At 65.7% G+C, this 26381-nt stretch carries 20 protein-coding genes; 9 read left to right on the top strand and 11 right to left on the bottom strand.

Features of this window, described 5'->3' with window-relative positions; all coding sequences use genetic code 11:
* Positions 1–659 precede the first annotated feature (659 nt).
* On the top strand, positions 660–2552 hold the full coding sequence (locus tag ACYOEI_RS39245; protein ID WP_462856002.1) for a di-heme-cytochrome C peroxidase: 1893 nt from the start codon (positions 660–662) through the stop codon (positions 2550–2552).
* A 187-nt stretch (positions 2553–2739) separates the two neighbouring features.
* On the top strand, positions 2740–3969 hold the full coding sequence (locus tag ACYOEI_RS39240) for a catalase family protein (protein WP_462856001.1): 1230 nt from the start codon (positions 2740–2742) through the stop codon (positions 3967–3969).
* Positions 3970–4168: 199 nt separating this feature from the next.
* Here ACYOEI_RS39240 and ACYOEI_RS39235 read toward each other — a convergent pair whose 3' ends face one another.
* A complete protein-coding gene (locus ACYOEI_RS39235; protein WP_462856004.1) occupies positions 4169–4393 on the bottom strand; it encodes a dual specificity protein phosphatase family protein in 225 nt (74 codons plus the stop codon).
* Positions 4394–4585: 192 nt separating this feature from the next.
* Positions 4586–5302 (bottom strand): hypothetical protein, encoded by a 717-nt coding sequence (locus ACYOEI_RS39230; protein WP_462856000.1) that lies wholly within the window; start codon positions 5300–5302, stop codon positions 4586–4588.
* Positions 5303–5838: 536 nt separating this feature from the next.
* On the opposite strand from ACYOEI_RS39230, the gene ACYOEI_RS39225 reads away from it, so the two are divergent.
* The 3 genes from ACYOEI_RS39225 (at position 5839) to ACYOEI_RS39215 (ending at position 9154) form a co-directional block, all read left to right on the top strand.
* Positions 5839–6357, top strand: a complete 519-nt coding sequence (locus tag ACYOEI_RS39225; RefSeq protein WP_462855998.1) for a sigma-70 family RNA polymerase sigma factor — start codon at positions 5839–5841, stop codon at positions 6355–6357.
* Entirely contained in the window at positions 6354–8069 is a 1716-nt protein-coding gene (locus tag ACYOEI_RS39220; RefSeq protein WP_462855997.1) for a LamG-like jellyroll fold domain-containing protein, read from the top strand. Before ACYOEI_RS39225 ends, ACYOEI_RS39220 begins: the two co-directional genes overlap by 4 nt.
* 62 nt (positions 8070–8131) lie before the next feature.
* Positions 8132–9154, top strand: coding sequence for a DUF1559 family PulG-like putative transporter (locus ACYOEI_RS39215; RefSeq protein WP_462855996.1), 1023 nt, complete (start codon positions 8132–8134; stop codon positions 9152–9154).
* 165 nt (positions 9155–9319) lie between these two features.
* On the opposite strand, the gene ACYOEI_RS39210 is transcribed toward ACYOEI_RS39215, so the two are convergent.
* Both ACYOEI_RS39210 and ACYOEI_RS39205 read right to left on the bottom strand, forming a co-directional pair.
* Positions 9320–10144, bottom strand: coding sequence for an ABC transporter permease subunit (locus ACYOEI_RS39210; RefSeq protein ID WP_462855995.1), 825 nt, complete (start codon positions 10142–10144; stop codon positions 9320–9322).
* Entirely contained in the window at positions 10141–11049 is a 909-nt protein-coding gene (locus ACYOEI_RS39205; RefSeq protein ID WP_462855994.1) for an ABC transporter ATP-binding protein, read from the bottom strand. Before ACYOEI_RS39205 ends, ACYOEI_RS39210 begins: the two co-directional genes overlap by 4 nt.
* Before the next feature lie 220 nt (positions 11050–11269).
* On the opposite strand from ACYOEI_RS39205, the gene ACYOEI_RS39200 reads away from it, so the two are divergent.
* The 3 genes from ACYOEI_RS39200 (at position 11270) to ACYOEI_RS39190 (ending at position 14424) form a co-directional block, all read left to right on the top strand.
* Complete coding sequence (locus ACYOEI_RS39200) at positions 11270–11992, top strand: response regulator transcription factor (RefSeq protein WP_462855992.1); 723 nt, start codon at positions 11270–11272, stop codon at positions 11990–11992.
* 1 nt (position 11993) lies between these two features.
* Positions 11994–13307 carry a sensor histidine kinase gene (locus ACYOEI_RS39195; protein WP_462855990.1) on the top strand — a complete coding sequence of 438 codons (1314 nt, stop codon included), beginning with the start codon at positions 11994–11996 and terminating at the stop codon, positions 13305–13307.
* 196 nt (positions 13308–13503) lie between these two features.
* Positions 13504–14424, top strand: coding sequence for an SAM-dependent methyltransferase (locus ACYOEI_RS39190; protein WP_462855989.1), 921 nt, complete (start codon positions 13504–13506; stop codon positions 14422–14424).
* 500 nt (positions 14425–14924) lie between these two features.
* On the opposite strand, the gene ACYOEI_RS39185 is transcribed toward ACYOEI_RS39190, so the two are convergent.
* The 6 genes from ACYOEI_RS39185 to ACYOEI_RS39160 all read right to left on the bottom strand — a co-directional run bounded on the left by ACYOEI_RS39185 (position 14925) and on the right by ACYOEI_RS39160 (position 21734).
* A complete protein-coding gene (locus tag ACYOEI_RS39185) occupies positions 14925–16007 on the bottom strand; it encodes a type III polyketide synthase (protein ID WP_462855988.1) in 1083 nt (360 codons plus the stop codon).
* Positions 16007–16717 (bottom strand): methyltransferase domain-containing protein, encoded by a 711-nt coding sequence (locus ACYOEI_RS39180; protein WP_462855986.1) that lies wholly within the window; start codon positions 16715–16717, stop codon positions 16007–16009. The genes ACYOEI_RS39185 and ACYOEI_RS39180 overlap by 1 nt, the downstream gene beginning before the upstream one ends.
* 201 nt (positions 16718–16918) lie before the next feature.
* Positions 16919–17680, bottom strand: a complete 762-nt coding sequence (locus ACYOEI_RS39175; protein WP_462855985.1) for a hypothetical protein — start codon at positions 17678–17680, stop codon at positions 16919–16921.
* Positions 17681–17740: 60 nt separating this feature from the next.
* Positions 17741–20320 (bottom strand): FtsX-like permease family protein, encoded by a 2580-nt coding sequence (locus ACYOEI_RS39170; RefSeq protein ID WP_462855984.1) that lies wholly within the window; start codon positions 20318–20320, stop codon positions 17741–17743.
* Positions 20304–20987, bottom strand: coding sequence for an ABC transporter ATP-binding protein (locus ACYOEI_RS39165; protein ID WP_462855983.1), 684 nt, complete (start codon positions 20985–20987; stop codon positions 20304–20306). The genes ACYOEI_RS39170 and ACYOEI_RS39165 overlap by 17 nt, the downstream gene beginning before the upstream one ends.
* Before the next feature lie 54 nt (positions 20988–21041).
* A complete protein-coding gene (locus ACYOEI_RS39160; protein WP_462855981.1) occupies positions 21042–21734 on the bottom strand; it encodes a YceI family protein in 693 nt (230 codons plus the stop codon).
* Between the two features lie 257 nt (positions 21735–21991).
* Between ACYOEI_RS39160 and ACYOEI_RS39155 the strand changes: the two genes are divergently transcribed.
* Complete coding sequence (locus ACYOEI_RS39155; protein WP_462855980.1) at positions 21992–22849, top strand: class I SAM-dependent methyltransferase; 858 nt, start codon at positions 21992–21994, stop codon at positions 22847–22849.
* A gap of 645 nt (positions 22850–23494) precedes the next feature.
* On the opposite strand, the gene ACYOEI_RS39150 is transcribed toward ACYOEI_RS39155, so the two are convergent.
* On the bottom strand, positions 23495–26269 hold the full coding sequence (locus ACYOEI_RS39150; protein WP_462856003.1) for a beta strand repeat-containing protein: 2775 nt from the start codon (positions 26267–26269) through the stop codon (positions 23495–23497).
* Positions 26270–26381 lie beyond the last annotated feature (112 nt).

Genomic DNA, 26381 nt, shown 5'->3' with positions numbered 1-26381 from the left:
AGAGCAGCACCCCGCCCCCCGCGAACGCGACGATGCTCAGGACCCGGAACGCCCAGAGGGCCTCGAAATAGGTCCGCGACCCCGTCGCCAGGAAGCAGAGCGCAGGCAGGAGCGTCCCAAGCGGCGAAAGGACCAACCCAAGGCGTAGAACCGCCGCACGACCATGGAAGCAACTGCCGGGGATAAGGCCGGACTGAAGTGGCTTTATCAAGAATTGCCGGCATCCTAGTAATTTCGTGGTACTCTGATATTTTTTAAATAAAATTGTGCTGGCAATTTTCCGAACTCAAATGCAAAATGTCGTGATTCAAACCCATCAGGTCGTCGAACGACTCGTGCGTTGACCGTGAGCCAGACAATCACCGGCTCCGAGATGGTCACACCTTTCTCTTCTCTCGCGGCAGCGCGCCTCGCTAATGACACGGGAGACGAGTTTTCCCCTCGTTCGCCAGTCTCCGCAAGGGCTTCTGTCTTCTGCAGGAGGAAATGTTCCCCGTGGTTATTCCATTCACCTCAGATAGGACTGCGTTTTTATGAAAAATCCAGCCGATATTTTCATCTTCACTATTTTGTCTTCTGTCGTCCTAACCACAGGCCAAACAAGCTTATTGGCCGCGGATAACCCCAGAAACGTTGACCACGGGCCAGGGATCACGGCGGTGAAGACACTGCCGCAGAACTGGACGGACGAGGAGTCGAACACATTTTACAACGTCCCGCAGGGCTCTCTGCTCGTTCCCTACGACTGGTTCCTCAATCTCGAACAGCCGACAGCCCAGGAGCCATTCCGCGACCCCAAGCACTTGCGTACCCTCGGCTACATCACGCGACTTCCTGATCAGAAGAATCCCGACGGTTTGCCGATCGGCTTTACGCAGGACGGCCCCGACGAGGACGGCACGAGGATGCTCGGCCTCACCTGCGCGGCCTGCCACACCAGCCAGATCAATCACAACGGAATCGCTTATCTTATCGATGGTGGGCCCTCCATGGGCAACCTCGAAGGATTCCTCGAAGAACTCGCCTCGGCATTCCAGGCCACCGCGACCGACGAGGCCAAGTTCAATCGATTCGCGCAAGCGGTCCTCCCCCCCACGGCCACGGACTTCGAGAAGGACGCCCTCCGAGGTGGAGTTCGCTCGGTCGCAAACCTCCGCGCCGGGTACAACGAACGCAATCTTCCCAAGCTCAAAAAGGACCAACACGGCCCGGGGCGGATTGATGCCTTTGGCGCGATCTTCAATGAAGTCGCCTCGACCTTCCTCGACATCCCCGAGAACGTCGCCCCGGCGAATGCGCCCGTGAGCTTCCCTTGCCTCTGGGATACCCCTCAGCACGAGCGTGTCCAGTGGAATGGAGCGGCAGAGAACAAGACCAGCCCACTCGGAGAGTTCCTCGTCGGCACCAAGAATATCGGGGCGCTCGGGAGGAATGCCGGGGAGGTCATCGGCGTTTTCGGGCATGCGGAAATCAGCAAGCAAGAGCGTCATATTTTTGTTCGTTACAAATCTTCGGTTAACCTTAAGAATCTCATTGCGATCGAAGCTTCGCTGGAAAGCCTCTGGTCTCCCCTCTGGCCCGAAGAAGCCTTCGGACCGATCGACGCGGATGCCAAGGCTCGGGGCGAGAATATCTTCGCGAGGGAGTGCCTAAGCTGCCACGATTCGATCAACCGTAAGTCGCCGACAAGGCGAGTCCCCTTCAAGGCTTCCGATGATGGCACCGACCCCAACATGAACCGCAACTTCGAACGCTCGGCCTCGACCGGACGGCTCGAAGGGCGACGCAAGACGCTTCTCACCCTGGAACGATTCGGCAAGACCGCCCCGATCGGAGCCATCCTCAAGCATGTTGTCGAACGGGCGATCCTGAAGCCCGTCAGCAACCCGTTCGAGATTACGCACGAACTGGCAAAGGCTGCGATCGGGAAAAAGCCGTCCGACATCATCGATGCCCTGAATCCCGGCTATCGGGTCACGACGACGATCGAGTTCGGCGACAAGAAATTGTTCGGCCAAGTCGACTCACTCATCAAGCAGGGGCAGAACTTGATCGTGAGCGGGGGAAGATTCCACCTCATGCCGTCGAGCCGAAACATCCTGACTGAAGGGGCGGGCGATGACCTGCTCGACCTCCGAAATCCGGAGGGTCTGCGTGCCGCCATCGGCCGCTTCAATAACAGACTCCTGGCACGACCCACGGGCGCCCCGGCCGTTGACAATGAGCCGGACAAGACCGTGATCACCGGTGCGACCGCGAAGCTCGGATACAAATCGCGGCCGCTCAACGGTATCTGGGCGACCGCCCCTTACCTGCACAACGGCTCGGTCCCCTCCCTCGCGGAATTGCTCAAGCCCGAGAACGAGCGGACCAAGTCGTTCCACATTGGCAGTATCGAATTCGACACCGCCAACGTCGGATTCAAGGATGATCCCTCGCAGCCGGTTTATGACACCACCCTCGACGGTAATTCCAACGCCGGTCATAGATATGGTACTCAGCTCACGACTGATGAGAAACGGGATCTTCTCGAGTACCTGAAGTCGCTGTGATTCTCGCCGCTTTCCGACAACCTCAGCGACTAAACATCGGGCCAAGAAAATGAGGCTGAAGACGATCCGCCTTTTCCTGACTGTGTCCCATCCGAGGCAATTCCTAGCCCGATGCCGGCTCGCTGAATAACATACAATAATCAGCATACATTGCCAAACGTCCCCCCAACTTCCGCGAAAGCAATTTATGAACACCTTGCTCGCAAAGGCCCTCCGCACCGGGTTCGTCCTCGCCGCGGTATCTCCTCTGGGCCATCCCTCCAACCTTGCGATTGGAGAGGAACCTGCCGCACACACCGACGCGTCGGCAGCGGTCGAAGCCGTGCCCCCCGGCGAGGCCGATCGGATCAAGCACATCATTAAGTTAACGTTACAGCAACTCCGCAATCGCTATGCTGGGCAGGAGCAAATCCGCCGTGGCGTCCATGCAAAGGACCACGGTTGTGTGACGGCAGTCTTCGAGGTGGTGACCGACCTCGACCCGGCCTATCGTGTCGGCGTCTTTGCCGAACCCGGGAAGCGATTTGACGCCTGGGTGCGGTTCTCGAATGCGGCCACGCTCGTGCTCCCCGATAACCCGATCGGTCAGAGCGGAAAGCCGACAGCCGGCAGTCGAGGGATGGCGGTCAAGCTCATCGGAGCCAAGGGAACGCCACTACTCCCTCCTCATGGGGCGCTCACGCAAGATTTCTTGATGGTCAACCACCCGGTCTTTGCCTTCGCCAATGTCGAGGATTACGAGGTACTCTCCGAGGTGCTCGCCGATCCCGCCAACATGGAGAATCCCGGGAAATTCTTCGTCATCCAGTCGACCAAGGATCCCGAGACCCAACTGCGGGCGAGGAGGACGCTGGAAATCGCCGGAAGGATCCAAGCCCCGACCGAGTCTGGCCAGGGATTCCAGCCCCAGCCGGCTTGTCCCGTCGATTGCCGCTACTTCAGCGCGGCTCCCTTCCGCTTCGGCGACGGCTCGGTGATGAAGTACTCCGTAGTTCCCGTTGATCCGCCGACCGGCACGACGCCGAATGTTGCCGACCCGAACTACCTCCGGACGGCGCTGATCGAACGGCTGAAGATAAGCGATGGGGCGAAGCCCGTCGTTTTCGAGTTCAAGGTCCAGCGGCGCGAAAACAGCACCCTCGATCTCGCGAAGGACATTGAAAATGTCTGCAACAATTGGCCGGAAGACAAATATCCGTTCGTAAAAGTCGCGACGCTTACAATCCCTCCCCAGCGGTTCAACTCGCCCGAAAGCCAGGCGGCGTGCGAAAATCTCACATTCTCTCCCTGGCACGGGTTGATTGAGCATCGTCCGCTCGGTGGCATCAATCGCATGCGGAAAGCGGTCTACGAAGCATCGACGCAAATCCGCCACCTCCCCAAAGAGCCCGCAGCAGCATCCTCCCAAAGCAACTGAAGCACCTCCGATGCCGCCACGTTATTCGCAAGCCACCCCGGCGCAGGCCGCGCCGGGGCTATTCGGGGGTGGAGAAGCGAAGGAGCCACGGCATGGGGCCTTGGATCGTGGAAGAGCCAAGCTATCAACCGATTTGTGGCCCTACCGAACTCCATCCGCCAATCGAAAAATCCCAAATCATAATCACTCACTAATTGTATCACGTTTCAAGTCTGCGGAGTAGATCCACCAGCGCAGGCGTGATATTGATCTCCCTCCGGGCGCCGACCTGGGCAATCGCCTCCAGGGCATTGACCCCACGCTCCTCCATGAGATATGCCGCGACGATGGCAGCGGATCGGCTGCGACCGGCATGGCAATGGACCAGGACAGGGCCAGCTGTCTTTGCCAACCTCCGCAAGCCGTCGACCGCGAAGCGGAGGATGCGCAGATCGTTGCCCCCCCATCGATCAGCGCGTACGAGGCCACCTCGATAAGCCCGAGTTCGGACGCTCGACTCTCGGCGAGCGTGCCGTCGAGGCTGAGTGCGGAGCGGAACCCGTGCCGCCTCAACAGGTCGGCGTCCTGAGCCTTCAGATAGTTCCCGATGGCAACTCGATCGGTGATCCAGTCCACGTTACCGGTGTCCGCTTTGGAGCGTCCAGGCCTCTCCAAGTGTGCGGGCTCCAGGGGCGACGCGCTCGATTCCGAACCCGACCAGTCCGAAGACGCTGGCCGTGACCAGCGCGGCAAGCCAGGTCCGACGCACGACGGCTCGAGACCAATGAGGGGCCGAATCGGGGCTGATTGCTCGCGACATCGCACCCAGCAGTGCTCCGTCCACAAGCAATTCCGCCAGCAGGACGGGCGACGTGATGATGAGGTAGACGCTCACGATTAGCGTACAGGCCGCTGCAATGAGGACGAGGATAATCAGGGGCCCAAGCCCTTCGCCGATATCCCCGAAATTGCCAAGCCCGCTGAAGGATGAGGAGCTCTTGCGGCGGCGCTCGTCCTCACGTGCCAGTCCCTCGCCCAGGGCGACCCCGCCGAGCGCCGCGACGCCGGGCACGAGGAGCCCTTCCGGATCTTCCGAGATCATCGTCGACGCCCCCTGCCCCTGGAGCCATCCCCAGAGGAGGCCCAGGAACATCGCGTAAGCCGCCGCGACCGCCAGGGGATAGCGAATCGCCATCCGGTCCACCCCCAGATGCACCATCGCGACGGACGCGAGGAAGCCCGACGCGAGGGTGACGGTGAGGACCGCAAGCATCACCAGACGCGGCCGACCCGCCTGCTCCAAATACCCGTGGGCCCGCTCGACGAAGAGTGCGCGCTTTTTGTGATCGTGCATCGGTCGAATCCACTCGATGAGGCGGCATTGCCTCGAGGATCGAAGGGGCCAGGCGAATTGAAATGGCCGCCAGGATCCGGATTCCAGCATATCAAACCAACTCGGCCGAGATAACCCTGGATCAAACCGCCGGAGCGCCGATGACGACCCAGAACCCCTCCCGAAACCCGTTCTTTTCTTAAAGAACGGATTTCGGGACAGTCTCTCGATCCTTGCCGACGAATGGCCCAAGGACCATCAACTCAAATGTTCATAACCACGTTCGTCGGTCCGTGCTTTGATCCCGAGTTGCAGAACTCGATCCCGCGGATCAGGACGACCGACGACCCGAACCTCGACTTGGGCTTCGAAGCCAGGCCCTGGACAGTGGCCGCCCATCGATTTGGGCGTATTCCGGAGAGTCCCCGTTACCTTTTGCCATTCTCTGGTATTGAGATCTAGCGAGATTCCAATGTTCCCAATCCTTGACCCGAAGAATGTCCGTGCTCCCTTGGGGCAAGGGAGTCGGGCACCGACCCCGATGCGCGACCCGAGCGATGAATAGTGAACAACGGACCGAGGATTTCATCCGCTGCCTGACCGACCACCAGAGCAGGCTCTTCATCTACTTGGTCTCGCTGCTCAGCGACGTCCACGAGGCGAAGAACGTCCTGCAGGAGACGAACCTGGAACTCTGGCGGAAGTCGGCCGAGTTCGTCGAGGGGACCGACTTCGGCGCGTGGTCGCGACGGGTGGCCCACTTCAAGGTCCTTGCCCACCTTCGCGATAAGAAGCGCGACCGCCTCCTCTTCGATGAAAACCTTCTGGACCAGATCGCCAGCCGCTCCGAGCCGATCGAGGACGAAGAGGCCGCGCACCTCGCGCTCCGTCAGTGCCTCGCGGCCTTGCCCGATGCGCTCCGCCTGCTCATCAGCCGGCGCTACGGCAGCGGCCAGTCCATCCGCGAGATCGCCCGCAAAGTCGGTAAGTCGGAGGCGGCGACGAAGGTCTCCCTGTCGAGGATCCGGAAACAGTTGATGCACTGCGTTGAGAAGCGATTGGCAACCCACTCATGACAAGCGAATCCCCGGAATTCCACGAACTTTTTGGCCTCCTCTCCGACCTTGCCGACGGTAGTTTGACTCCAGGAGGCAGAGATCGCCTCCGCGAACGACTCCGCGACGACCCGGAGGCGCAGGACCTCTACTTGCGGTTCATGGAACTCCACGCGCGGCTGCACCTCGACTACGACTCCGGCTCCGGCCCGATGGACATGCCGGGTGCCTCGTCGATGCCTTTGAAACCGATCGCTTCTCTCCCTGTCGACCAACCCATCGTCGACCATCACCTCGACGACTTCGACCCGACGTTGTCCACGCGCTCCTGGTCGATCCCGATGTTGGTCGGCGGTTCCTGCTTCGCTGTCCTCCTCGCAATCGGACTCGCCATCGTCTTCCGCGGCCCCTGGGCGCGTCGAGGACCGGCCGTGGTCGCGGTGCCGGGGAAGGTCGACGTGTCGGACGGCGTCGCCGTGGTCGTCCGGACGGCGGACACGCGTTGGGAGATGGACGGGGGTCGGATCCCGAAAGAAGGGGACATCCTGCCCAAGGGGCGGATGAAGGTCCACGAAGGCCGCGCGACGCTGTCGATGCTCAACGGCGTCTCGGTGATCGTCGAAGGGCCCGCGGACCTCGAATTCCTCTCGGTCGACCGGATCGCTTGCCTCAACGGACGGCTCCGGGCGAGGGTCCCTGAGGGGGCCGAGGGTTTCGTCATCTCGGGCCCCGGTTCGGCGGTGATCGACCGCGGTACCGAGTTCGGGGTCAACATCAAGGCCGACGGCAAGTCGCGCGGCAAGGTCTTCGAGGGAGAAGTCGAGGCCGCCGTGCTCGGGCATTCGGGCGCGTTGAGCCACAGCGAAGTCGTGGACAAGGGGAGCGACCCCTTCGAGATCGACCCCGTGGCCGGCCTCATCAGCCCGATCGCCGGGCCCGAGGACTTCGTCACGCCTTCGGTCGCGGTCCCCTCGCCGCTCGTGCTGGACACGAGCTACCCCAACGTCATCCGCGAAGCGAGGCCCCGGCATTACTGGCGGTTCGAGTCGCTCGACGAGGGGATCGTCCCCGACGAGATCGGCGGCGGATCTCCCCTGGTCGCGACCGGCCCCATTCGGCTCGCGGGAGATCCGTCCGGCAACCGTTGCGCCCACTTCGGGCCCGGCCAGCCGAACCAGAGTCTCCGGTCGGATGGCCCGTGGAAGCCGGTGAAGTCCCCGGGTTACGCGATCGAGCTCTGGTTCCTCTCGGAGACCATCGGACACGCCGCGCTGGCCAGCATGATCGCCCCGAAGGACACCACGCACCACCTTTCGCTCGTCGAGCTCACGTCGTCGAACCGGTTCGCCCTGTTCCGACCCGCGTCGGTCCGGTTCCTCTACCGCTGGCCGACGGGACGAGGCGGCGGAGACAACCTGTTCTCCGACGACATCTACGTCCCCGGCCGTTGGCACCACCTGGTGGCCCAGGTCGCCAACGACCGCATGGAACTCTACCTCGACGGCCAGGCCCAGGCCGCGCACTCGATCGGGACGGCCGGCTCGACCGCCCCCTGCCAGCTCATCCTGGGCCGGCTGACCACCCTGACCGACATCCCGAACTTCCACCACACCGGCTACCGGCGAGCCTTCGTCGGGCTCATGGACGAGGTCGCCGTCTACGACCGGCCACTCACCGCGGAGGAGGTCAGGGCCCACCACCGGCTCGCGACCCGGCCCAACCGGCCCGACTGAATCTATCGCGCTACCGCGACGTCATCGCGTTCCATCCCCGAAGAAATCCAAGGAGACCTCTCATGCCGCGCCGTCGCCAGGGATTCACGCTGATCGAACTGCTGGTCGTCATCGCCATCATCGCCGTCCTCATCGCCCTCTTGCTCCCGGCCGTTCAGGCGGCCCGCGAGGCGGCCCGCCGCGCCCAGTGCGTGAACAACCTCAAGCAAATCGGCCTGGGCGTGGCCAACTACGAGAGCGCCATCGGCTGCCTCCCCTGGGGCGAGCCGATCCGCAAGCTCTTCAACAGCGCCCCGTCGTGCCTGGTCATGATGCTGCCCATGATCGAACAGCAAGCCCTCTACAACTCTTGCAACTTCAACAACGCCGGCACGAACAACAACTTCTGGAACTCCACGAGCGCCGTGAACTCGACCGTGCAATTCACGGTGGTCAACGTCTTCATTTGCCCCTCGGACATCAACCGCGTGACCTTGGGGTACGGCACGACCACCTACGCGGCGAACGCCGGCGCGGACGGGTTCAGCTTCACGTACGCCACCCTGAACCAGAACAGCGGACCGTACTCGGGCGTCGGGCCGAACATCAAGCTGTCGAACATCACCGACGGCACATCGAACACCGTAGGCCATAGCGAGATCGTCCGCGGGATCGGCGTTAGTGCGTCGAACTTCGACCCGATGCAACCCTCGTCCTCTCCGATCAAGCTCGCGGCGAAGATCTCCGGGTCGAGCACCGTCATCGGCAGCCCGCAGGTCGACTACAATAACTGCAAAGCGACGAATGCCATTCCGACGGCCGTCTCCGGCGGCTGGCCCTACGGCGCGGCCTGGTGGTGGGGCCGATCGGGCCAGACCCGCTACAACCACGTCATGACGCCTAACAGTTGGAGCTGCGACTACGGCAACGACAACGCCGACAGCGACGCCGATGCCATCACCGCCAGCAGCCGTCACCCCGGCGTCGTCAACACACTGATGCTGGACGGCTCCGTTCGCGGCGTCAAGAACTCCATCGCCCCCACCACCTGGTGGGCCATCAGCACCATGGCCGGCGGCGAGGTCGTCTCCGCCGACTCGTATTAATCGCAATGACCCGACATTGGGCTAAGAAAAAAGGGTGAACACGATCCGCAGATGACACAGATCCCCACAGATAAAATTGAAAATTCTCGCGATTCTATCCGTGCCCATCTGCGGATAGATCCGCCTTTTCTTGTCCGTGTTCCATTACCCTCGACCCGAGAGACCCTAACTGTTCGACGGCAAATCCCGACGTTGGAACACAACGAACGCCGAGATAACCCCCACGGCGGCGACGGTCGCGAGGCCCGCCACGTGTCGGGCGAACGTCTCACCGGCGACGGCGACCTCGACGGGGTCGAACGCCTTGAAGACCGAGAACCGGCCGATCCACTCCCAGTCCGAGAGCGTCGGGATGGTCGAGGCCACGCCCGCCGCGAACCCGGCGATCGTCAACGTGGAGGCGATGAGGTTGGGCCGCCAGCGGACGACGTCCCACGAGGCGCAGAGGAGCGAATAGCCGTAGACGGCCAGGCCGACGAAGCCCAGGTTGACGGCGGGCTTGATCAGGGCGAGCGCCGAGGGAGGATCCGCGACGCGATTGAACTGCCCTCCGACACGATTGCCGATGACCAGGGCCGAGGCCAGGAGGATGAACCCGATCAGGCTCACCGCCACCTGAGTCCCCAGGTATTCCGCCCGGGACACGGGCCGAGACAGGGTGATGTCGAGCGTGCCCCGCTCAATCTCGCCCGCCACCGCGGCGCTCGCCCTCGAGATCGCCCAGGTGCAGATCAGCAGGAGCACGAACGGATGGCTCCAGAACATGACCTGGAACGAGAGCGAGGAGAAATCCATCGCCGCGCCCCCCATCCCTCGGGCGAATCGGCGGAAACCCTCGCCGTCGCCGCTGGCGCGGAGGAAGCGTCGCTCGACGCGGCAGGCGATGAACGACGAGAGCCAGCCCAGGCCGAAGAGCGACGCCGAGGCAATGCCCAGGAACCATCGCGATTCGCCCAATTGCCTGCGCAGCATGGTGCCGAAGCCGGTCATGATGGGTCGTCCTCAACGATGGCGTCGGGGCCGTGGTATCGGTCGTAGAGGCTCCGCAAATCCTCGGTGCCGACCGCGAAGTCGACGATGGCTTGCGAGCCGATCCAGGTCGCCAGGGGCGAAACGGCCCCTCGGTGTTCCATGAGCAGCACGTCACCGTTCCGCTCACGGACCGTGAGTCCCAGTTCTTCGGGAAGGACCTCGGGGATCTCCCCCTCGAACCTTGCGAGGACCAGGCGCAGTCCGCGCCGGGCGTGCATGTCCTCGATGTGCATCAGGCGACCTCGGCGCATGATCGCGACGCGGTCCGCGACCGCCTCGACCTCGGAGAGCACGTGCCCCGAGAAGACGACCGTCTGGCCCGCGGCCTTGGCCTGCGAGACGAGGTTGACGACGTCGTTCCGCACCGTCGGATCCAGGGCCGAGGTCGGCTCGTCGAGGATGAGGATGTCGACCGGGTCGGCGAACGCCTGGGCCAGGGCGAGCTTCTGCTTCATGCCCGTCGAATAAGTCCGGACCTTCCTCGACAGGTCGAGGGCGAGTACGCGCTCGGCCAGGGCGACCGCCCGGTCGAGGGCCTCGCCGCCGCGAAGATCGCTCAGGTATCGCAGCATCTTCAGGCCGGTGAGGTTGCCGAAGAGCCGGATCTCGCCCGGGAGATAGGAGACGCGGTTACGGACGTCCCGCCCCTCTCGCCAGGGGTCGAATCCGGCCACGGTCGCGCCTCCGGCCGAGGGGTAGAGCATCCCGAGGAGGAGCCGGATCATCGTCGTCTTGCCCGACCCGTTGGGGCCGAGGAGGCCGAGGACTTCCCCTTGCCGGACTTCGAGGGTCACGCCCGACAGGGCGGTGAAGCGACCATACCGCTTCGTCAGCCCTCGGGTCTCGATGACTCGATTGTTCATCAACTCGTCCCATCTCCGTGAGCGCCTTGGGCCGGGGCGAACGCCGCCGCGAAGGCATTTGGGCCGATGCGTGCCTCATGGATACCCGACGATCGGAAACCGGTCCGTCAAGATTTGTCAGGCCGGCCTCGAGCCCGCGCACGGAAGGGAGACAATCCGCGGCCGAGGGGCGATAGTAGTGGGGAGAGGGGCTTGCCGATCACGGGACGGAGAGTGGGTCATGGGACGCGAACCGAATTCCCCCGAGGGGCCGGCCCGGGCGCTCCTGGTCGATGACGACGTCGAACTCGGCGAGTTGTTGCAAGACGCACTCGACGAGCACGACATCCAGGTCGAGCTGGCCCACGACGGCCGCCGAGGCCTGGCCCGCGCCCTCTCGGGCGAGCACAGCCTGCTGCTTCTCGACGTGATGCTCCCCGGCTTCGACGGCTTCGAGCTGCTCCGCCTCGTCCGGCGCCAAAGCCGCGTCCCGATCATCATGCTGACGGCTCGCACCGCGCCGGCCGACCAGGTCGCCGGCCTCGACGCCGGGGCCGACGACTACCTGCCGAAGCCCTTCGGCACCGACGTGCTCCTGGCCCGGATCCGAGCGGTCCTCCGACGATCGGGACGGGGCATGGTCGGCCCGAACGCCCTGGACGTGGGCCGGATCCGGCTGCTCACCGCCGCCCGCGAAGCCCAGGTCGACGGCGTCCCGGTCGCCCTGACCACGCTCGAATACGACATCCTCGAGTACCTCGCCCGCGCCGCCGGCCGGATCGTGCCGAGGGGCGAGCTCTCGGTGGCCATGTTCCAGCGCCAGCCCTCGCCCTTCGACCGGGCGTTGGACACACATATCTGCAACCTCAGGAAGAAACTCGGGGCGAGCGGAGAGGCCATCGGCACGGTCCGAAGCGTGGGTTACTTGCTCCGCGTCTCCGACGGCCCGGGGGAGCCGGCCTGACATGCGAACGACGCTGGTTGCCATCGTGCTCTGGGCCATCGCGGCGATCGCCCTGTGCGTCGTCGGCCTCTGGGCCACGGCCAAGGCCCTGGATCACCCTCGGTATCGGGGGGTCGACCCGATGAGAAGCCTCGTCAACATGCTCGCGGAGGATGCCGGCCGGGCTTTAAAGGAAGGGGGCGTCGAGGCCCTCGCAGCCTACCTCCGAACGCACGACGGGAGGCTCCCCGGTGAGCGGTTCCTGGTGGACGCGCGAGGGCGCAGCCTGGTCGACGGGTCCGACCGCTCGGCCCTCATCCGCCCCGGCCGCCGCTCAAATCCCGGCATCGTCAGGCAGCCCGACGGCCGATTCGCCGTCGTCATCCAGCCCAAGAACGGCGGCCCTCGCTTCCTCTGGGTCGTCGAGCCCTGGTTCGAAGCGCCAAACCCCGTGCCGTTCATCGCCGTTGTCGTGGCCATCATCGCCGCGATGGGGACGGCCCTGGCCCTCTATCTCTCCCTGCCGCTCCGCCGACTCCGTAAGGTGATGGACCGCTTCGGCCGGGGCGACCTCCGGGCCCGCGTCGGCTCGCGCCGACGCGACGAGATCGGCGTCGTCTCCCGAGAGTTCGACCTGCTGGCCGAGCGCGTCGAGACCCTGGTCACTGCCGAGCGGAGGCTCTTGCAGGACGTCTCGCACGAGCTGAGGTCGCCGCTCACCCGTCTCGATGTCGCCGTCGACCTCGCAATCAAACGCGACGACCGCGGCCCCCTCCTCGAGCGCATCCGGCGCGACGTCACCCGACTCTCGGCCCTCGTCGGCGAGCTCCTCCACCTGACCCGAGCCGAGGGCGACCCTTCGGCCCGCGTGCTCGACGAGATCCGGCCGGCGGAGTTGCTCCGCGACCTCGTCGACGACTGCGCCATCGAGGCCGAGGCAAAAGGCTGCCGCCTCGGGTTCGAGACGACGGCGTCCGACGCGATCGAGGGCGACCCGGAGCTCCTGCGCCGGGCCTTCGAGAACGTCATCCGCAACGCAATCCGGCACGCCCCGGAAGGCACTCCGGTCGAAGTCTCCCTGACACCCCACAACCGAGGGACGAAAGTCGTCGTGCGAGATTTCGGACCGGGCGTCCCACCGGGTGCGTTGTCGTCTCTCTTCGATCCGTTCTTCCGCGTCGAGGACGACCGCAGCCGCGCCAGCGGCGGCGTCGGCCTGGGACTTGCCATCGCCCGACGCGCCATCGAAGTCCACGGCGGCCAGGTCTCGGCCAGCAACGCCGATCCTGGGCTGGTCGTCGAGATCATCCTGCCGCTTCGATCGTGCCATCAATGATCGAATTGATTTCCAAGAGCGCAGGACGAGGTTTCAAAGTCGATGCGGGCCATGTGAACCCCGGGAACGACAAGTGTGTCGGATCCAGGGAAACCCTCGGAAGACGACTCCAACCGAGTTCTCCGGTTGTTGAAAACATGGCCGACGTCCCGGCCGGAGAGCTTCGATCGCCCCTTCCACGACGACGGAGTCCCGCATGGCTTCAGACGCAAGATTGGTCTCGGAGCGGTTCCCTCGCGCAACGAAGTATCATCCCGATTGGGTGCTCGCCGGGGTCAGCGGGGCGGCCAATCCGTTGTGGCTGACGGAGTGGCTATCCGAAACACTCGACCTGCGGCCGGGCATGCGGGTGCTGGATCTCGGATGCGGCCGGGCGATGTCGTCGATCTTCCTCCACCGAGAATTCGGCGTGCAGGTCTGGGCCACCGACCTGTGGTTCAGCGCCTCGGAGAACCTGCGGCGGATCCGGGACGCCGGAGCCGAAGACGGCGTGTTCCCGATCCACGCCGACGCCCGTTCTCTCCCCTTCGCCGCGGGGTTCTTCGACGCGATCGTGTCGATCGACTCGTTCTTTTATTATGGCACGGATGATCTGTACCTGAACGAGATCGCGCGGTTCGTGAAGCCGGGGGGCGTGTTGGCGATCGCCGGTGCCGGGTTGGTTCGAGAGTTCGACGGACCGGTTCCCGAGCACCTCAGGGAATGGTGGGCGCAGGACCTCCCCTGGTGCTTGCACTCGGCCGCCTGGTGGCAGAGGCACTGGGGACGGACCGGTATCCTCGACGTCGAGGTGGCCGACACCCTTGCCGACGGCTGGCAATACTGGCGGGACTGGCTGCAGGTAATCGCGCCGGCCAACACGGTGGAGATCGCGACGTTGGAGGCCGATCGAGGCACCTCGCTTGGCTATGTGCGGGCCGTCGGCCGACGCCGGGCGGACACTCCCCTGTCTGAGCCGATCGTGTCCGTGCCCACGGAGTACACCAAGGCGCCGTTGCGTCGCCTCGAAGGCGATGGAAGCCCCTCGTCGAAAGGCCAACGAGCACTCTCCGGTCGACTCGGGGGGGAGACTCACCACAAGGACACAATGAAGCCCCAAGGAAACGCATCAGAATAACGTGATATTTTTCAGACTTGAGGTCCAAGGCGGTCATGCGGGACGCGACCGCCATCGACGGGATTTCCTCGCGCGACACCGCTCTTTCCAAGTTGATCGACGTGCGGATACGCCGTCGCTGGGCCGCCGCGGAGGACAGGTCCTATGAGTGGGGCGGTATCCGTGCCGTGAGTCGAGCCACCGGGTTGTCGCCGAACACGATCGCCAATCGCCAAAGGGTCGGTGGAACTGGAGGCGCATGAGGCCGACCCGACTGCCGAGCCTGGCGTGCGGCTACGTAGGCCGGGCGTCTGCCGGCGTGCCGGGCCGGATGCCCTCGGATTTCAACGGGCGATGCCGGCGCCCGATCTTCCCGTTGTTTTTCGCCTCATATGTCGTTATTTTCACTCGACTAATCTCACAGATCCGAATGAGCTCCTTGAAGTATGACGCGACCTGACTCTTCCTCCGTTCGATGTTGCGTTCGAAGCCGCTCGGCCGCGGTGCGTTGATCCCACCGCCTAGCGCAGCAGTGCCACCTCGACGGCCAAACCCGGCCCGAAGGCCAGCGTCACGCAAGGCCGTCCCGCCCCGGCGCGGCGGAGGCGGTCGAGGATGAAGAGTATGGTCGGGGATGACATGTTCCCGAACTCTGCCAGTACGCGTTGACTGTCACGGAGCAACGCGTGATCGAGGCCGAGCGCCTCGCCGACGGCCGAGAGGATGCGCGGACCGCCCGGGTGAACGGCCCAGGATGCGACGGCGCTCGGCGTGAGGCCGAGTCTTGAGAGCCACCCTTCCAACCAGGGACGCAGGTGTTCCCCGATCAGATCCGGCACTCGCGACGAAAGCGTCATCGTGAAACCTTGGTTGCCGACTCGCCACGACATCGCGTCCTCCGACTCGTCGATGAGAGTCGACCCGCTGGCGACCAACCGATACGCCGTCGAGTCGACAGGTGTGCGCCCACCCACTCCCACCACGGCCCCGGCGCCGTCGGCGAAGAGGGCATTGGCCACGACCTTGTCGGCGTCCCACCCATACTGGTGGTGCAGGCTGCACAGCTCAACCGCACACACGAGAGGGACGGCGGTCGGGTCGGCCCCGACGAATCCCTGAGCGACGCGCAAGCCGTTGAGCAGCCCGTGGCAGCCCATGAACCCGACGTGCGTGCGTGCCACGTCGCGCGACAGGCCAAGCTGCCGGATGAGGGCCGCATCAAAGCCGGGCGCACAGAACCCGGTACAGGACACCGTAATCAGGTGTGTGACCCGCGTCGGCGCGATCGCCGCGTCCTGAAGGGCCGCCCGCGCGGCCGACACCGCCAGCGGGCCGGCTCCGTCCTCGTAGCGCTGCATCCGGTCACGCGTGGTCGGCTCGCCCGCGGCAAAGAACGACTGTCGCGCATCCAGGCTGCCGCCGGATGCCTCGAGGAGCACGGAGTGCCGCGTCTCGACGCCGGACCGGCGGTACATCGTGTGGAACATCCGCCGCTGAGCGGGCGTCTCGCACGAGAACTTTTGGGCGATCTCGGCCGCGTCGGCCGAAGTGATCCGGTGCGGTGGGTTGGCCGTGCCGATTCCCGCAATGATCATGGGGACCATCAGATAGCCTCAAAGGATACGGGGATTTTGTTCACACGTTGGATCAACGTCCCGGAGATCGCCGGGCACCACCTCGCAAGGCAGAAGACGCCTCGCGCGACCCGGGGGTAGCGAGCGCCTGCCGTCAGGCCGCGACACACAAACTCATGACGACCGACTAACCGAGCCAACAGGAATCGCTCCGGCCAGTGTCGGGTGAGGGACGCCCCTTTCAAGCCAGCTCGACCAGTCAGGTCCGCCGCCTCTGCCAGCGTGAAGGCCGCAGCGACCGACACCGGCCCGTCGTGGTGCACCACCTTCGAAGTGATGAGCAGCCGGCACCCGGCCCACGCCAGCGCGTGCCCTTTCCGGCTGCGTACGAGGTCATCCACCGGTACCATGTGGTCGGCGGCGTCGCGCATCCGCCGGAGGAGGCCGACGGCCTCCGCGTCGTCGAGGTGGTGCAGGAACAGCGTCGACGTGATCACGTCGTACCCCTCGGGCAGCGGGCCCTTGAGAGCGTCGCACGGGAAGAAAGACACGTCGTACGCCTTCGCTGAGGCGCGTTGCCTCGCGAACGCGATCGCACTCGGGCTCACGTCGCACCCGTCGACCTGCAGGTCAAGCCCCGCCCACGCCGCGAGTTGTGCCAGCGCGATGGGAACATCGCCGCCGCTCGGAACGCCGAGCACCCGGAGTGGCCTGCCGGATCGTTCGAGGGCGCATCGCATGATCGCCGGCCAAAGCACCGTCGCGCTACGGCTGAGGACGTCGATCCTCCCCAGTCCTCGTAGCGCGGCCGCGTGCTCGGCCGGCTCGAGGCCCGGTCCGTCCTTAGCTCAGCCCCGCGCCGAGAGAGGCGAGATAACGCATTCAACCCAATGATCTCCACACATGAAATCCAACTAGGTAAGAATCAGAAATCCGGTCGGTCAGGCCTCGGTCTTCCGGGCCTGTCGCTTCCCGAGCGGCCCGTAAGGGATGAACGGGTAGCCGGGCACGTGCCGCTGGTAGTCGCGGTATCCCTCGCCGATGTAGTAGGCCAGACGTTGGTCCTTGAGATAACTGCCGACGAAGATGTGGGCCGACCAGACGAGCGCCAGGACCGCCCGATCGTAGGTCATCAGCGGGTTGAACCAGACCAGGCCGAGAAAGCTGAGATAGACCGGGTGCCGGAGTAGGCGGTAAGCCCCCTTGGGCTCGAACCCACGCCGCGGCACCTCCTTGCCGCGGGCCCACGCCCACCACGGCGTCAGGCCGGTCTGGTAACCGAGGCCGGTGAGCCAAAGGCTATAGAGCAACGCGCCCCAACTCAGAAGGAACGCGGCGTTGACCAGGCGACCGGCCGTTCCTCGGAGTGCCCAGACCGCGTCCGCACTGGGCTGCCACGTCTCCATCACGAGGAGGAGGCAGGCGCAGGTCGCGGCGCTAAATACGCACCCGTAGAGCGCCGGAGGAATCCAGCGCCCGAGCGTCTTGCGTACCGGGGGGAGAAGGAGGACGCTGTGGACCACCGCGAACTGAATCGCGAGCACGCCATCGGCGACGAACCACAACGTCGAGGCGCCCCGCGCGGGCGAAAACAAACCGTGAAAGCGTCCGCCATCACGGAGGAACGGGAACAGGCGGCAGACCGTTACGACGAAAAGTCCCTGGGTGAACGCGCCGAACGCCAACCAGAACGACCGCTTCATGAGAGAACTCCCTCCGTGGGAACGATGCCGTCGTCGGAAGCGACCCGGATCGGGATCGCTTCACTCGTATGCGATGGCGTCGGTGATGCTCTGCCTCGCCGTTTGGAGCGCGGGTCCTAGGGCAGCCAGCAGGGCCCCCGCGCCCGCGAGGAAGGCAACGACGAGCGCGCACGCCCAGGGAAAGCGGACCGGGAACAGGAACCCCGTCTCTTCGAGCAAGACCACGCGCAAGACGTACCACTCGAGGGCGGTCCCGATGGCAAGGCCGAAGGCGATTCCCACGACGGCCATCAGCCCCGCCTCGGCGAGCACGACGCACGCCGCCTGCGACGGCGTCGCGCCGACGGCGCGGAGGAGCCCCAGCTCGCGGCGACGCTGCAAGGCGGAGATCAAAAGCGCCATGGCGACGCCCAGCCCCGCCACCACGGCGGCCGTGACCTCCTGCACGTACGCCACGCCGTAGAGCCGTCCGACCATCCCGAGAATGTGCGCCCGCAGGGCCTGGCGCGGGACGACGACGAGCGCCTGATCGGCCGCCCATGGGGCCTGCGAGATCGACCGGACGAGTTGATCCGAGTCCGCGCCGGGGGGGGCCGTCACGCTGAAGACGTCGACGCCTGTGACGCCAAACTCGGCGCCCAGTCGGGCTCGGTCGACCATGACGAGGCCGCGATTGCACGAGAAGTCGACGACCGTCCCCACGACTTGGAGTCGCACCGACCCGGTCGCCCCCGGCAATTCGATCGTGTCGCCTTGGGCTACGCCGTACAGCGAGGCGAAGTTCTCCGACACGATCGCCGTCGCCGGTTCGCTGAGGCGACGATACTTGTCGAGATCGGCCAGGGGCGGCCGCCGGCCGCGATTGGCCTCGCAATACCGACGGGGGTCGAGCGCCAGGACCATCACGCGGGTCTCGCGGCCTGCGCGCGTCCAGGGAAGGTAACGGAACGTCATCGCCACGGCGTGCGAGCCGGGGACGAGGGCCTCGACTCGAGAGCGGACATCCTCGCGCATCGGCAGGGTCTGGCCGCTGGCGCTCAGAGGCCCCCCCGACGTGACGAACAGATCGCCGGCGATGCACGTGTCGACCCAACGACGAATGGCTTCTTCGTTCCCGTGGATCACGCCGCCCGTCTGTAAGATCAGCGCCATGCCACCGGCCAACGAGGCGACTGCGACGCCGCTGCCCGCCGGGTGACGCACGAGCCGATCCGCGGCAAGGCGGCCCGGCGGCCCGAGCCAGGCCTCGGCAAGAGGCCGAAGGGCCCGTCCGATGAGCGATGTGACCGCCGGGATCACGAGCGCCGCGCTTGTGAGCAGCGCCACCAGCGTCGCGTAGGCCCTGAATCTCGACCCCACGCGGTCGCCCTCCGCGAAACACAGCCCGGCCGCGGCCAACGCCGCGACCGCCCCCGCCAGGCTCGCCCGCGAGCCCCAGCCCCGCGCTTGCCCTGGCACTCGCGCCAGCGCGGCCAGCGGTGCGCGGAACGACACGCGCGCGATCGGCACAACGGCGGCGATCAGGGTCGTGGCAACCCCTGCGGCGACCCCGCTCAAGCCGGTTGAAACGCCGATCTCCGGCGCCCGCGCGTCCAGCGGCACGAACACGTCACCGAACGCGCGAAGCATGGGCCCGCACGAGAGTCGGGCCAAGGCCCAGCCGAGCGGCAAACCCAGCATCGATCCCGCCAAACCCAGCGCGCAGGCCTCCGCCACGAAGAGCCGCATGACTTGAATGCGCTCGGCCCCCAGGGCACGGAGCAGGCCGACCTCGGCCCCGCGCTCGGTTACGCCGACCGAAAATGCGCCCGACGTGAGCAGCAAGGCGAGCACGAGTGCGCCGGCCCCGCATAGGGAGAACGCGATGCGGAGACTTTCGAGAGCGTCCTGCACACGGGCGTCTTGGGCCTCGGGCGTCAGTACCTCGGCCACTCCCGCGGTCTCGGCCGCCAAGGCGGCCCTTACGCGTTCGCGGTCCGCCCCCGGCGCGAGCGAGACGTCAAGCCGTGTCACGCGGCCCGGATCGCCGATGATCCGACCGGCGATCCGAACGTCGGTCAGCAGCACGTGCCCTCCGAGGGATGCCCACTCTCCCCGCGATTCAAGCACACCGACCTCGATCAGTCGCCGGGGCATTCCCGTCGCCAGGACGTCAATCGTCCTCGCATAGCGCGGCAACTCGGCAGCGAGCGCCTCCCCGACCACAACCGGGGCTCGACCGGCCAGGACGGCCCGGGCGAAATCCGCGGGCGAACCGCCGCGCAACGTCAGCCCCGCGCGTTCGCCTCGCTCGCGCTCGGCGGTCAAGTCGACACCGAGCAGGACGGCCGAACACCGCACGGGCCGCGTGAGACGCACCCGCCGCACGAGCAACGGGCGCACCGACGCGACACCCGGCACCGCCGCAAGTCGCGCCGCCAGGGCGAGCGGTAGCCCCACGTCGCCATGGCCGATGTGGAAGTCCGCACCCGCGGCGAGCGGAGAGGCCGACGATTGCATCGCGGCGCGGAGGGTGCGGTCGAGCACCCGCGTGGTCGTCCACGCGGCAACCCCCAGCGCAACACTCATCACCATCAGGCCGAGCCGCGCCGGGTGCCGTTGAACCTGGCGCAGGCTGAGTGTCCTAATCAATGAGAACATGTGGCTCTCGGATCGTGTCATCGGCCTCGATTCGGCCGTCGCGCAGCGCGATCGTTCGGTCGCCTAGCGAGGCGGCCTCGTTATCGTGGGTCACCATCACGACCGACCGTCGCCCCGGCTCCGGTAGCGACCGCAACAGTTCGAGCACGACGCGGCCGGACGCCGAGTCGAGGCTCCCCGTCGGCTCGTCACAGAGCACGAGCGCCGGCTCGGTCACGAGCGCCCTTGCGAGCGCCACACGCTGCATCTCGCCGCCGGAGAGCTCGTCGGGGAAGTGGCCCACTCGACTCGACAGCCCAAGCCGTCCGAGCGCGGCTCCGGCCTTGGCGAGCGATCGGCGACGGCCCTCCCTCGCCAACAGGAGGGGTAGAGCCGCGTTCTCCACCGCCGTCATCGTCGGGAGAAGGTTGAAGAGCTGGAACACGAAGCCGATCTCGCGCCGACGTAAAATGGACCGCTCCCGGTCGCTGAGCGTTCTCAAGTCGCGGCCGCGGAATAGCACGGTGCCCGCGCTCGGAGTGTCGAGCCCCCCGAGCAGGTGGAGCAGCGTCGATTTGCCCGAGCCGCTCGGCCCGGTGATCGTGAGGAACTCGCCGGCGACAATCTCAAGATCCACCCCACGCAAGGTCATCACCTCGCGACGGCCCTGGCGGTGGACTTGCGTCAACCCGCGCGCCTCGATCAGTCGTTCCCGCGCTTGTAATAGTAAGGGCATGGCGAGTTAACGAGCCCGGGTCGAGGACGGTGTGGCAGCCGCGGGGCGAACGATCAACTCGCCCCAGACCTGCAAGGCGTCGTTCACGCCGACCAGGCCACCGACCGCCGAATAGGGCCTTATTCCGAAGTTCGTCTGCGGAATCGCAAACGCGCAACGCATCCTGAGCACGCCCGTCGTGGTGGTCTTCTCGACGACCGCCGTCAGGGGCATCGGTCGGGTAACCCCGTGAAGCGTGAAATCACCGTCAAGCCGATATTGCCCCGGCGCACCGACGGCCTGGCCGCCCAGCGGTGTCGCAGACCGAAAGGTGTATTGCGCGGTCGAGAACCGGGCGACATTCAACACGTCCTTGCCCTGCATCGTGGCGGTGGTCTTCTGAGCATCCGACGCGGAGACCGCCCCGCTGAGGCCGACGTGGCTCCGGGCCTCGGGCCGATCGGCGACGAAGGTCGGCATGTCGAACACCAGGTTTCCTCCCCCCCCGAGAGCCACCGTTCCCGAGGCAAGCCGGCCGACCACCCCGTGATCGTGCCCGAACCGCGTCGCCGATGTGACCTTGATGTAAACGCGGCTCGCGCCCGTATCCACCCGGAGCGGCACGCGGCCGGGCGCCGGCTCGTCTCCTCCGACCGCCGAGCCCCCGCACGCCACCAGGATTGCCGCGCCAGCACAGTACCCTCGGATAGAAAACGGCATCGCTCTCACCTCCGTGTTCGGCATGATCCGCATTTCGTCCGCACGAGCGAGATGCGGGGGACACGCCACGCATAGGACGCCCCGGGCGTCCTCCCTTTCTCAAGCGTGAATCGGGGGCGGAAGCGCGCGCCGATGGTCGCGACTTTCGTATTCCGATGGGAGTGGACCGCGACGTGACGACAGCCGCGGGCGTCATCGTCCACGGCGACAGAGGGCGCGATCCACCACGGAAAACGGACTTTTTCAAAGGATTTTACATGTCAATTGGCTCGACCGCCGCAACCATCGTGCTCGACCCGGCGGAGGTGGCGGCTCATTACGACGACCTCGACCGTTACTACCGAGAGTTCTGGGGCGAGCACGTCCATCACGGGCTCTTTGACGCTCGGGGAATGTCGCCCGAGGAGGCCACGCGGCGGCTCATCGCGGTCGTGGCCGCGGAGGCGGAGGTCCGGCCCGGGATGAGTGTCTGCGACGTCGGTTGCGGGTACGGCGGCTCGTCGCGAGTCCTCGCCCGCGAGTACGGAGCGACCGTCACGGCACTGACCATCTCGTCGGCCCAGCACGCCTTTGCGGTGTCCGTCGCGCCGGATACCGAGAACCCGCGATACCTGCTGCGCGACTGGCTCCGCAACGGCCTCGAACCCGAGTCCTTCGACGCGGTGATCGCCGTCGAGAGCTCGGAACACATGCCCGACCTCGCGACCTTCTTCCGAGAGGCCGCTCGCGTCCTCCGGCCGGGCCGAAGGTTGGTCGTCTGCGCGTGGCTGTCCCGCGACCACCTGAAGGGTTGGCAACAGTCGACACTCCTCGGGCCGATTTGCCGTGAGGGCCGCTTGCGGGGGATGGATACGGCCAGCGAATACGAACGCCTAGGGCAGGCGTCGGGGCTCGTCCCCATCGCGTTTCAGGACGTCAGCCGGCAGGTCAAAGTGACCTGGCCGATCTGCGCCCGGCGCGTCCTCGGTGCCCTGATCCGCGAACCGGCGGACCGCCACTTCCTGCTACACGGCCGGAGTCCGCACCGCATCTTCGCGCTGACCTTGCTGCGGATCTGGCTCGCGTACGAACTGGGCGTGATGCGTTACGGCATCCTCACCTACGAGAAGCGGTAGCCGGGCCGTCGGCCGGTGTCGATATTGCCCCTTGGCGCCTCGGCGAGAGCAAAGGACGTCCTCCGTGCGAGTCAGAGAAATGTGATCCCGTGGAGGCGGCCAGGCGGCGCCGGCCGGCCAGGGACCACGAAGCGGCCAGCCATTACGCCGACGCAGGCGGATCGGGCCGCACAAGCAGCCAAGGGCTGCGAGTCAGGAGTGATAGCGAATCCGTCAGATGTCCTGCTCCAACCTTCGCGGAACCCACATTTTAATATTCTATACCGATTTTGTCATTTTCAACACTCACAGAAGTTACGCAGCAGTGCTTGTCTGTCCGATGATTTCGATCAGTGGGGCCGCTCCGGAAGCAACCTGGAAATCCCAAGGGTCGCAAGCCCTCCACGGATGGGCCAATTTTCACGAACGAACGTCCACTACTGCGTAACTCCTAACTCAGTCGCATCCCCACAGCACTCCGGCGGCCATTCCGGCCGGGTCGATCCGGGCTGCCGAAGGCTCTCGTCGCTGACTCCGTCGCCGATAAGCCCTTGCCGCAGGGAGGCACGAGACAACAGACGGAAGAAGGGGGAACGCCCCACGGTCCGTCGACCGAGGATGTCCCCCCTTGAGGGAATGATTGAGCCGGGACCGGGGTGCGGGCGATCAGCCCTGGATCAGGATGTTGTCGCCCGTGCCGCCGTCGAGGACGTCGAGGCCCGGCCCGCCGAGGAGGATGTCGTCGCCGGAGCCGCCGAGCAGGGTGTCGTTGCCGTCGCCACCGATGAGGACATCATCATCGGTGCCGCCGTCGGCGGTGAGTGCGATCGCGGTGTTGGTCAGGGCCGAGGCGTCGACGACGTCGTCGCCTCCGAGGGCGTTGATGGTCAAGCGGTCATTCGCGGCCTCGGCGCCCTGGATGTTGACCTGGGCCGGGAGGCCGAGGACCGACACGCCCGCGGCACTACCGCCCGCAGTGATGACATCGTCACCGTCGGTGCCGTTGACGATCACGTTGTCCGCCTGACCATCGCCGGTGTTGCCCCCCACAGTGCCAGCCAGGTTGAGGTTGACCTGGGTGAGGCCGGTGCCGGTGAGGTCATTGACCGTGATCGTGTCGGCACCGCCGAGCGCGTTGAAGTTCAACGCTTCGAAGCCGTTGAGATCCATGGTGATGTTGGCGACGTCGCGGGTGAACCGCACACGGCTGCCGTTGGCCGAGATGGCGATCTTCTCGTTGACGTTGGCCCCGTTGAAGAGCAACGTATCATTCCCCCCCTGCCCTTCGACGGTGTCGCTACCATCGCCGGGGTTCCAGACGAACGTGTCGTCCCCGTCGCCGAGGAACACGACGTCGTTCCCGCTGCCGCCGTTGACGAGGTCGGCACCCTTGCTGCCGAAGATCGTGTCGATCCCGATCCCGCCGTTGATGACGAGCGAGACCAGGTTCGCCGCGAGGCTCGAGGCATCGATGGTGTCGTCACCCCCCAGGCCGTTGACGGTCAGCTTGTCGAGGGCCGCGTCGATATTCTTGACGTCGACGCGGGCCGCGAGGCCGAGGACCGACACGCCGCCGGTGATCGCCGAGACCGAAATGGCGTCGGCCACGTTGGTGCCGTTGACGATCACGTTGTCCGCCTGGCCGTCGCCAGTGTTGCCCCCCGGCGTTCCGGCGAGGTCGATGCCGACGTTGGTCAGGCCGGTGCCGGTGAGGTCGCCGACGGTGACGGTGTCGGCACCGCCGAGCGCGTTGAAGTCGATCGTCTCGATACCGTTCAGATCCATGACGATATTGGCGACGTCGCGGGTGAACAGGACGCGGCCGCCGTTGGCCGAGATGTTGATGTTCTCGGCGACGTTGGCCCCGTTGAAGACGAGCGTGTCGGCGCCGGTCTGCCCTTCGATTGTGTCGCTGCCGTCGCCGGGGTTCCAGACGGACGTGTCATCGCCATCGCCCAGGAAGATGACGTCATTGCCCTGGTTGCCGTCGATGAAGTCGTTTCCGATGTCGCCGATCAGGAAGTCGGCCCCGGCGCTGCCGAGCAGGGTATCGTTCCCGGCGCCGCCGTTCACGGTGAGTTGGATCACGCCCGCAGGCAAGGCCGCGGCGGAGACCGTGTCGTTCCCGCCGAGGGCGTTGATCGTCAGGGAGTCGTTCGCCCCTTCCGAGCCCGTGATGTTGACGAGGGCATGCAGCCCGGCGACCGAGACGGTCGAGCCCGAACCCGTCACGTTGACGGTATCGTCGCCGTTGGTCCCGTTGACGATGATGCTGTCGGCCTGGCCGTCGCCGGCCCCCGCCCCGTTCGTCAGGTCGAGGTCGACCCGGTTGACATCGGTGCCGGTGAGGTCGCCGACGGTGATGGTGTCGGCACCGCCTAGCGCGTTGAAGTCGATCGTCTCGATGCCGTTCAGATCCATGACGATGTTGGCGACGTCGCGGGTGAACAGGACCCGGCTGCCATTGGCCGAGATGTCGATCTTCTCGTTGATGTTGGCACCGTTGAAGAGCATGGTGTCGTTACCACCCGACCCTTCGACGGTATCGCTGCCGTCGCCCGGGTTCCAGACGAACGTGTCGTCGCCGGCACCGAGGTCGACCTTGTCGTTCCCCCGGCCCCCCTTGATGGTGTCGTTGCCGTCGCCGCCGACCAGCGAATCGTTGCCGTCGCCACCGATCAGGGTGTCGTTCCCGGCGCCACCGTCGACGGTGACGTGGATCAGCGCCGCCAGGCCGTTGCCGGCCGTGAAGGAGTCGTCGCCCCCCTGGGTGTCCACGACGAGGCTCTCGGCCGTGCCGATGTCCAGGCTGAACGGGGTCGGTGAGATCCCGTCGAAGCGAACACGCGTCCCATTGGCGGTGACGGTGAACGTCTCCGCGGCGTTCGAACCGTGAACCGCGATGGTGTCGGCGCCTGAGCCCCCTTCGTTGAGGTCCGTCCCGTCGCCGGGGCTCCAGACGATCCGGTCGTTGCCGGCCTCGCCGAACACTTGATCGTTGCCGATGCCACCCGAGAGGGTGTCGTCGCCATCTCCGCCGAAGAGCAGGTCGTCCCCACCCCTTCCCGACAGGTTGTCATTCCCGGCCTCGCCGAAGAGTAGGTCGGCGCCCGATCCCCCGATGAGCGTGTCGTTGCCGTTGCCGCCGAAGAGGTTCCCCCTCGGCATCGCCCCGTTGGTCACGTCCAGGGCGAGGGTGTCGTTACCGTCCTGGCCGAAGAGTTGGATCAGGGACGTGTTGGCCACGGTGGCCGTCCCGCCGGTGATGGCCACGGACCCGCCGTTGACAAGTAGGTTCCCCGTCGCGCTCCGGCCGACGACGATCGTGTTGTTGAGCGAATCTCCAAGGACGGTCAACACCCCGGCGGTCGGGGAAAACGTCGCGACGACGGCCGGAGTGCAGCGCACCTCCAGGAACTCGGGGCCGACGAGCCCAGCCATGGCCCGCCCCCTACGCAACGCCCGGCGACGGTTTCGGCGATCCTCGAACATGCGGCGGAATTGACCCTTCAACATCGTTGTCATCTCCATTGGATTGGGGAGGAAAGCCGCG

It is taken from the genome of Singulisphaera rosea (genome assembly GCF_054877945.1).
This window is presented reverse-complemented; position numbering and strand designations above follow the sequence as displayed.

Coding starts and splice junctions, on each gene's coding strand:
- ACYOEI_RS39180 (WP_462855986.1), bottom strand. CDS start 16,717: ATGCGATGCGCCCTCGAACGATCCGGCAGGCCACTCCGGGTGCTCGGC.
- ACYOEI_RS39160 (WP_462855981.1), bottom strand. CDS start 21,734: ATGCCGTTTTCTATCCGAGGGTACTGTGCTGGCGCGGCAATCCTGGTG.
- ACYOEI_RS39170 (WP_462855984.1), bottom strand. CDS start 20,320: ATGTTCTCATTGATTAGGACACTCAGCCTGCGCCAGGTTCAACGGCAC.
- ACYOEI_RS39200 (WP_462855992.1), top strand. CDS start 11,270: ATGGGACGCGAACCGAATTCCCCCGAGGGGCCGGCCCGGGCGCTCCTG.
- ACYOEI_RS39210 (WP_462855995.1), bottom strand. CDS start 10,144: ATGACCGGCTTCGGCACCATGCTGCGCAGGCAATTGGGCGAATCGCGA.
- ACYOEI_RS39175 (WP_462855985.1), bottom strand. CDS start 17,680: ATGAAGCGGTCGTTCTGGTTGGCGTTCGGCGCGTTCACCCAGGGACTT.
- ACYOEI_RS39205 (WP_462855994.1), bottom strand. CDS start 11,049: ATGAACAATCGAGTCATCGAGACCCGAGGGCTGACGAAGCGGTATGGT.
- ACYOEI_RS39150 (WP_462856003.1), bottom strand. CDS start 26,269: ATGGCTGGGCTCGTCGGCCCCGAGTTCCTGGAGGTGCGCTGCACTCCG.
- ACYOEI_RS39155 (WP_462855980.1), top strand. CDS start 21,992: ATGTCAATTGGCTCGACCGCCGCAACCATCGTGCTCGACCCGGCGGAG.
- ACYOEI_RS39220 (WP_462855997.1), top strand. CDS start 6,354: ATGACAAGCGAATCCCCGGAATTCCACGAACTTTTTGGCCTCCTCTCC.
- ACYOEI_RS39240 (WP_462856001.1), top strand. CDS start 2,740: ATGAACACCTTGCTCGCAAAGGCCCTCCGCACCGGGTTCGTCCTCGCC.
- ACYOEI_RS39185 (WP_462855988.1), bottom strand. CDS start 16,007: ATGGTCCCCATGATCATTGCGGGAATCGGCACGGCCAACCCACCGCAC.
- ACYOEI_RS39225 (WP_462855998.1), top strand. CDS start 5,839: ATGAATAGTGAACAACGGACCGAGGATTTCATCCGCTGCCTGACCGAC.
- ACYOEI_RS39215 (WP_462855996.1), top strand. CDS start 8,132: ATGCCGCGCCGTCGCCAGGGATTCACGCTGATCGAACTGCTGGTCGTC.
- ACYOEI_RS39230 (WP_462856000.1), bottom strand. CDS start 5,302: ATGCACGATCACAAAAAGCGCGCACTCTTCGTCGAGCGGGCCCACGGG.
- ACYOEI_RS39190 (WP_462855989.1), top strand. CDS start 13,504: ATGGCTTCAGACGCAAGATTGGTCTCGGAGCGGTTCCCTCGCGCAACG.
- ACYOEI_RS39195 (WP_462855990.1), top strand. CDS start 11,994: ATGCGAACGACGCTGGTTGCCATCGTGCTCTGGGCCATCGCGGCGATC.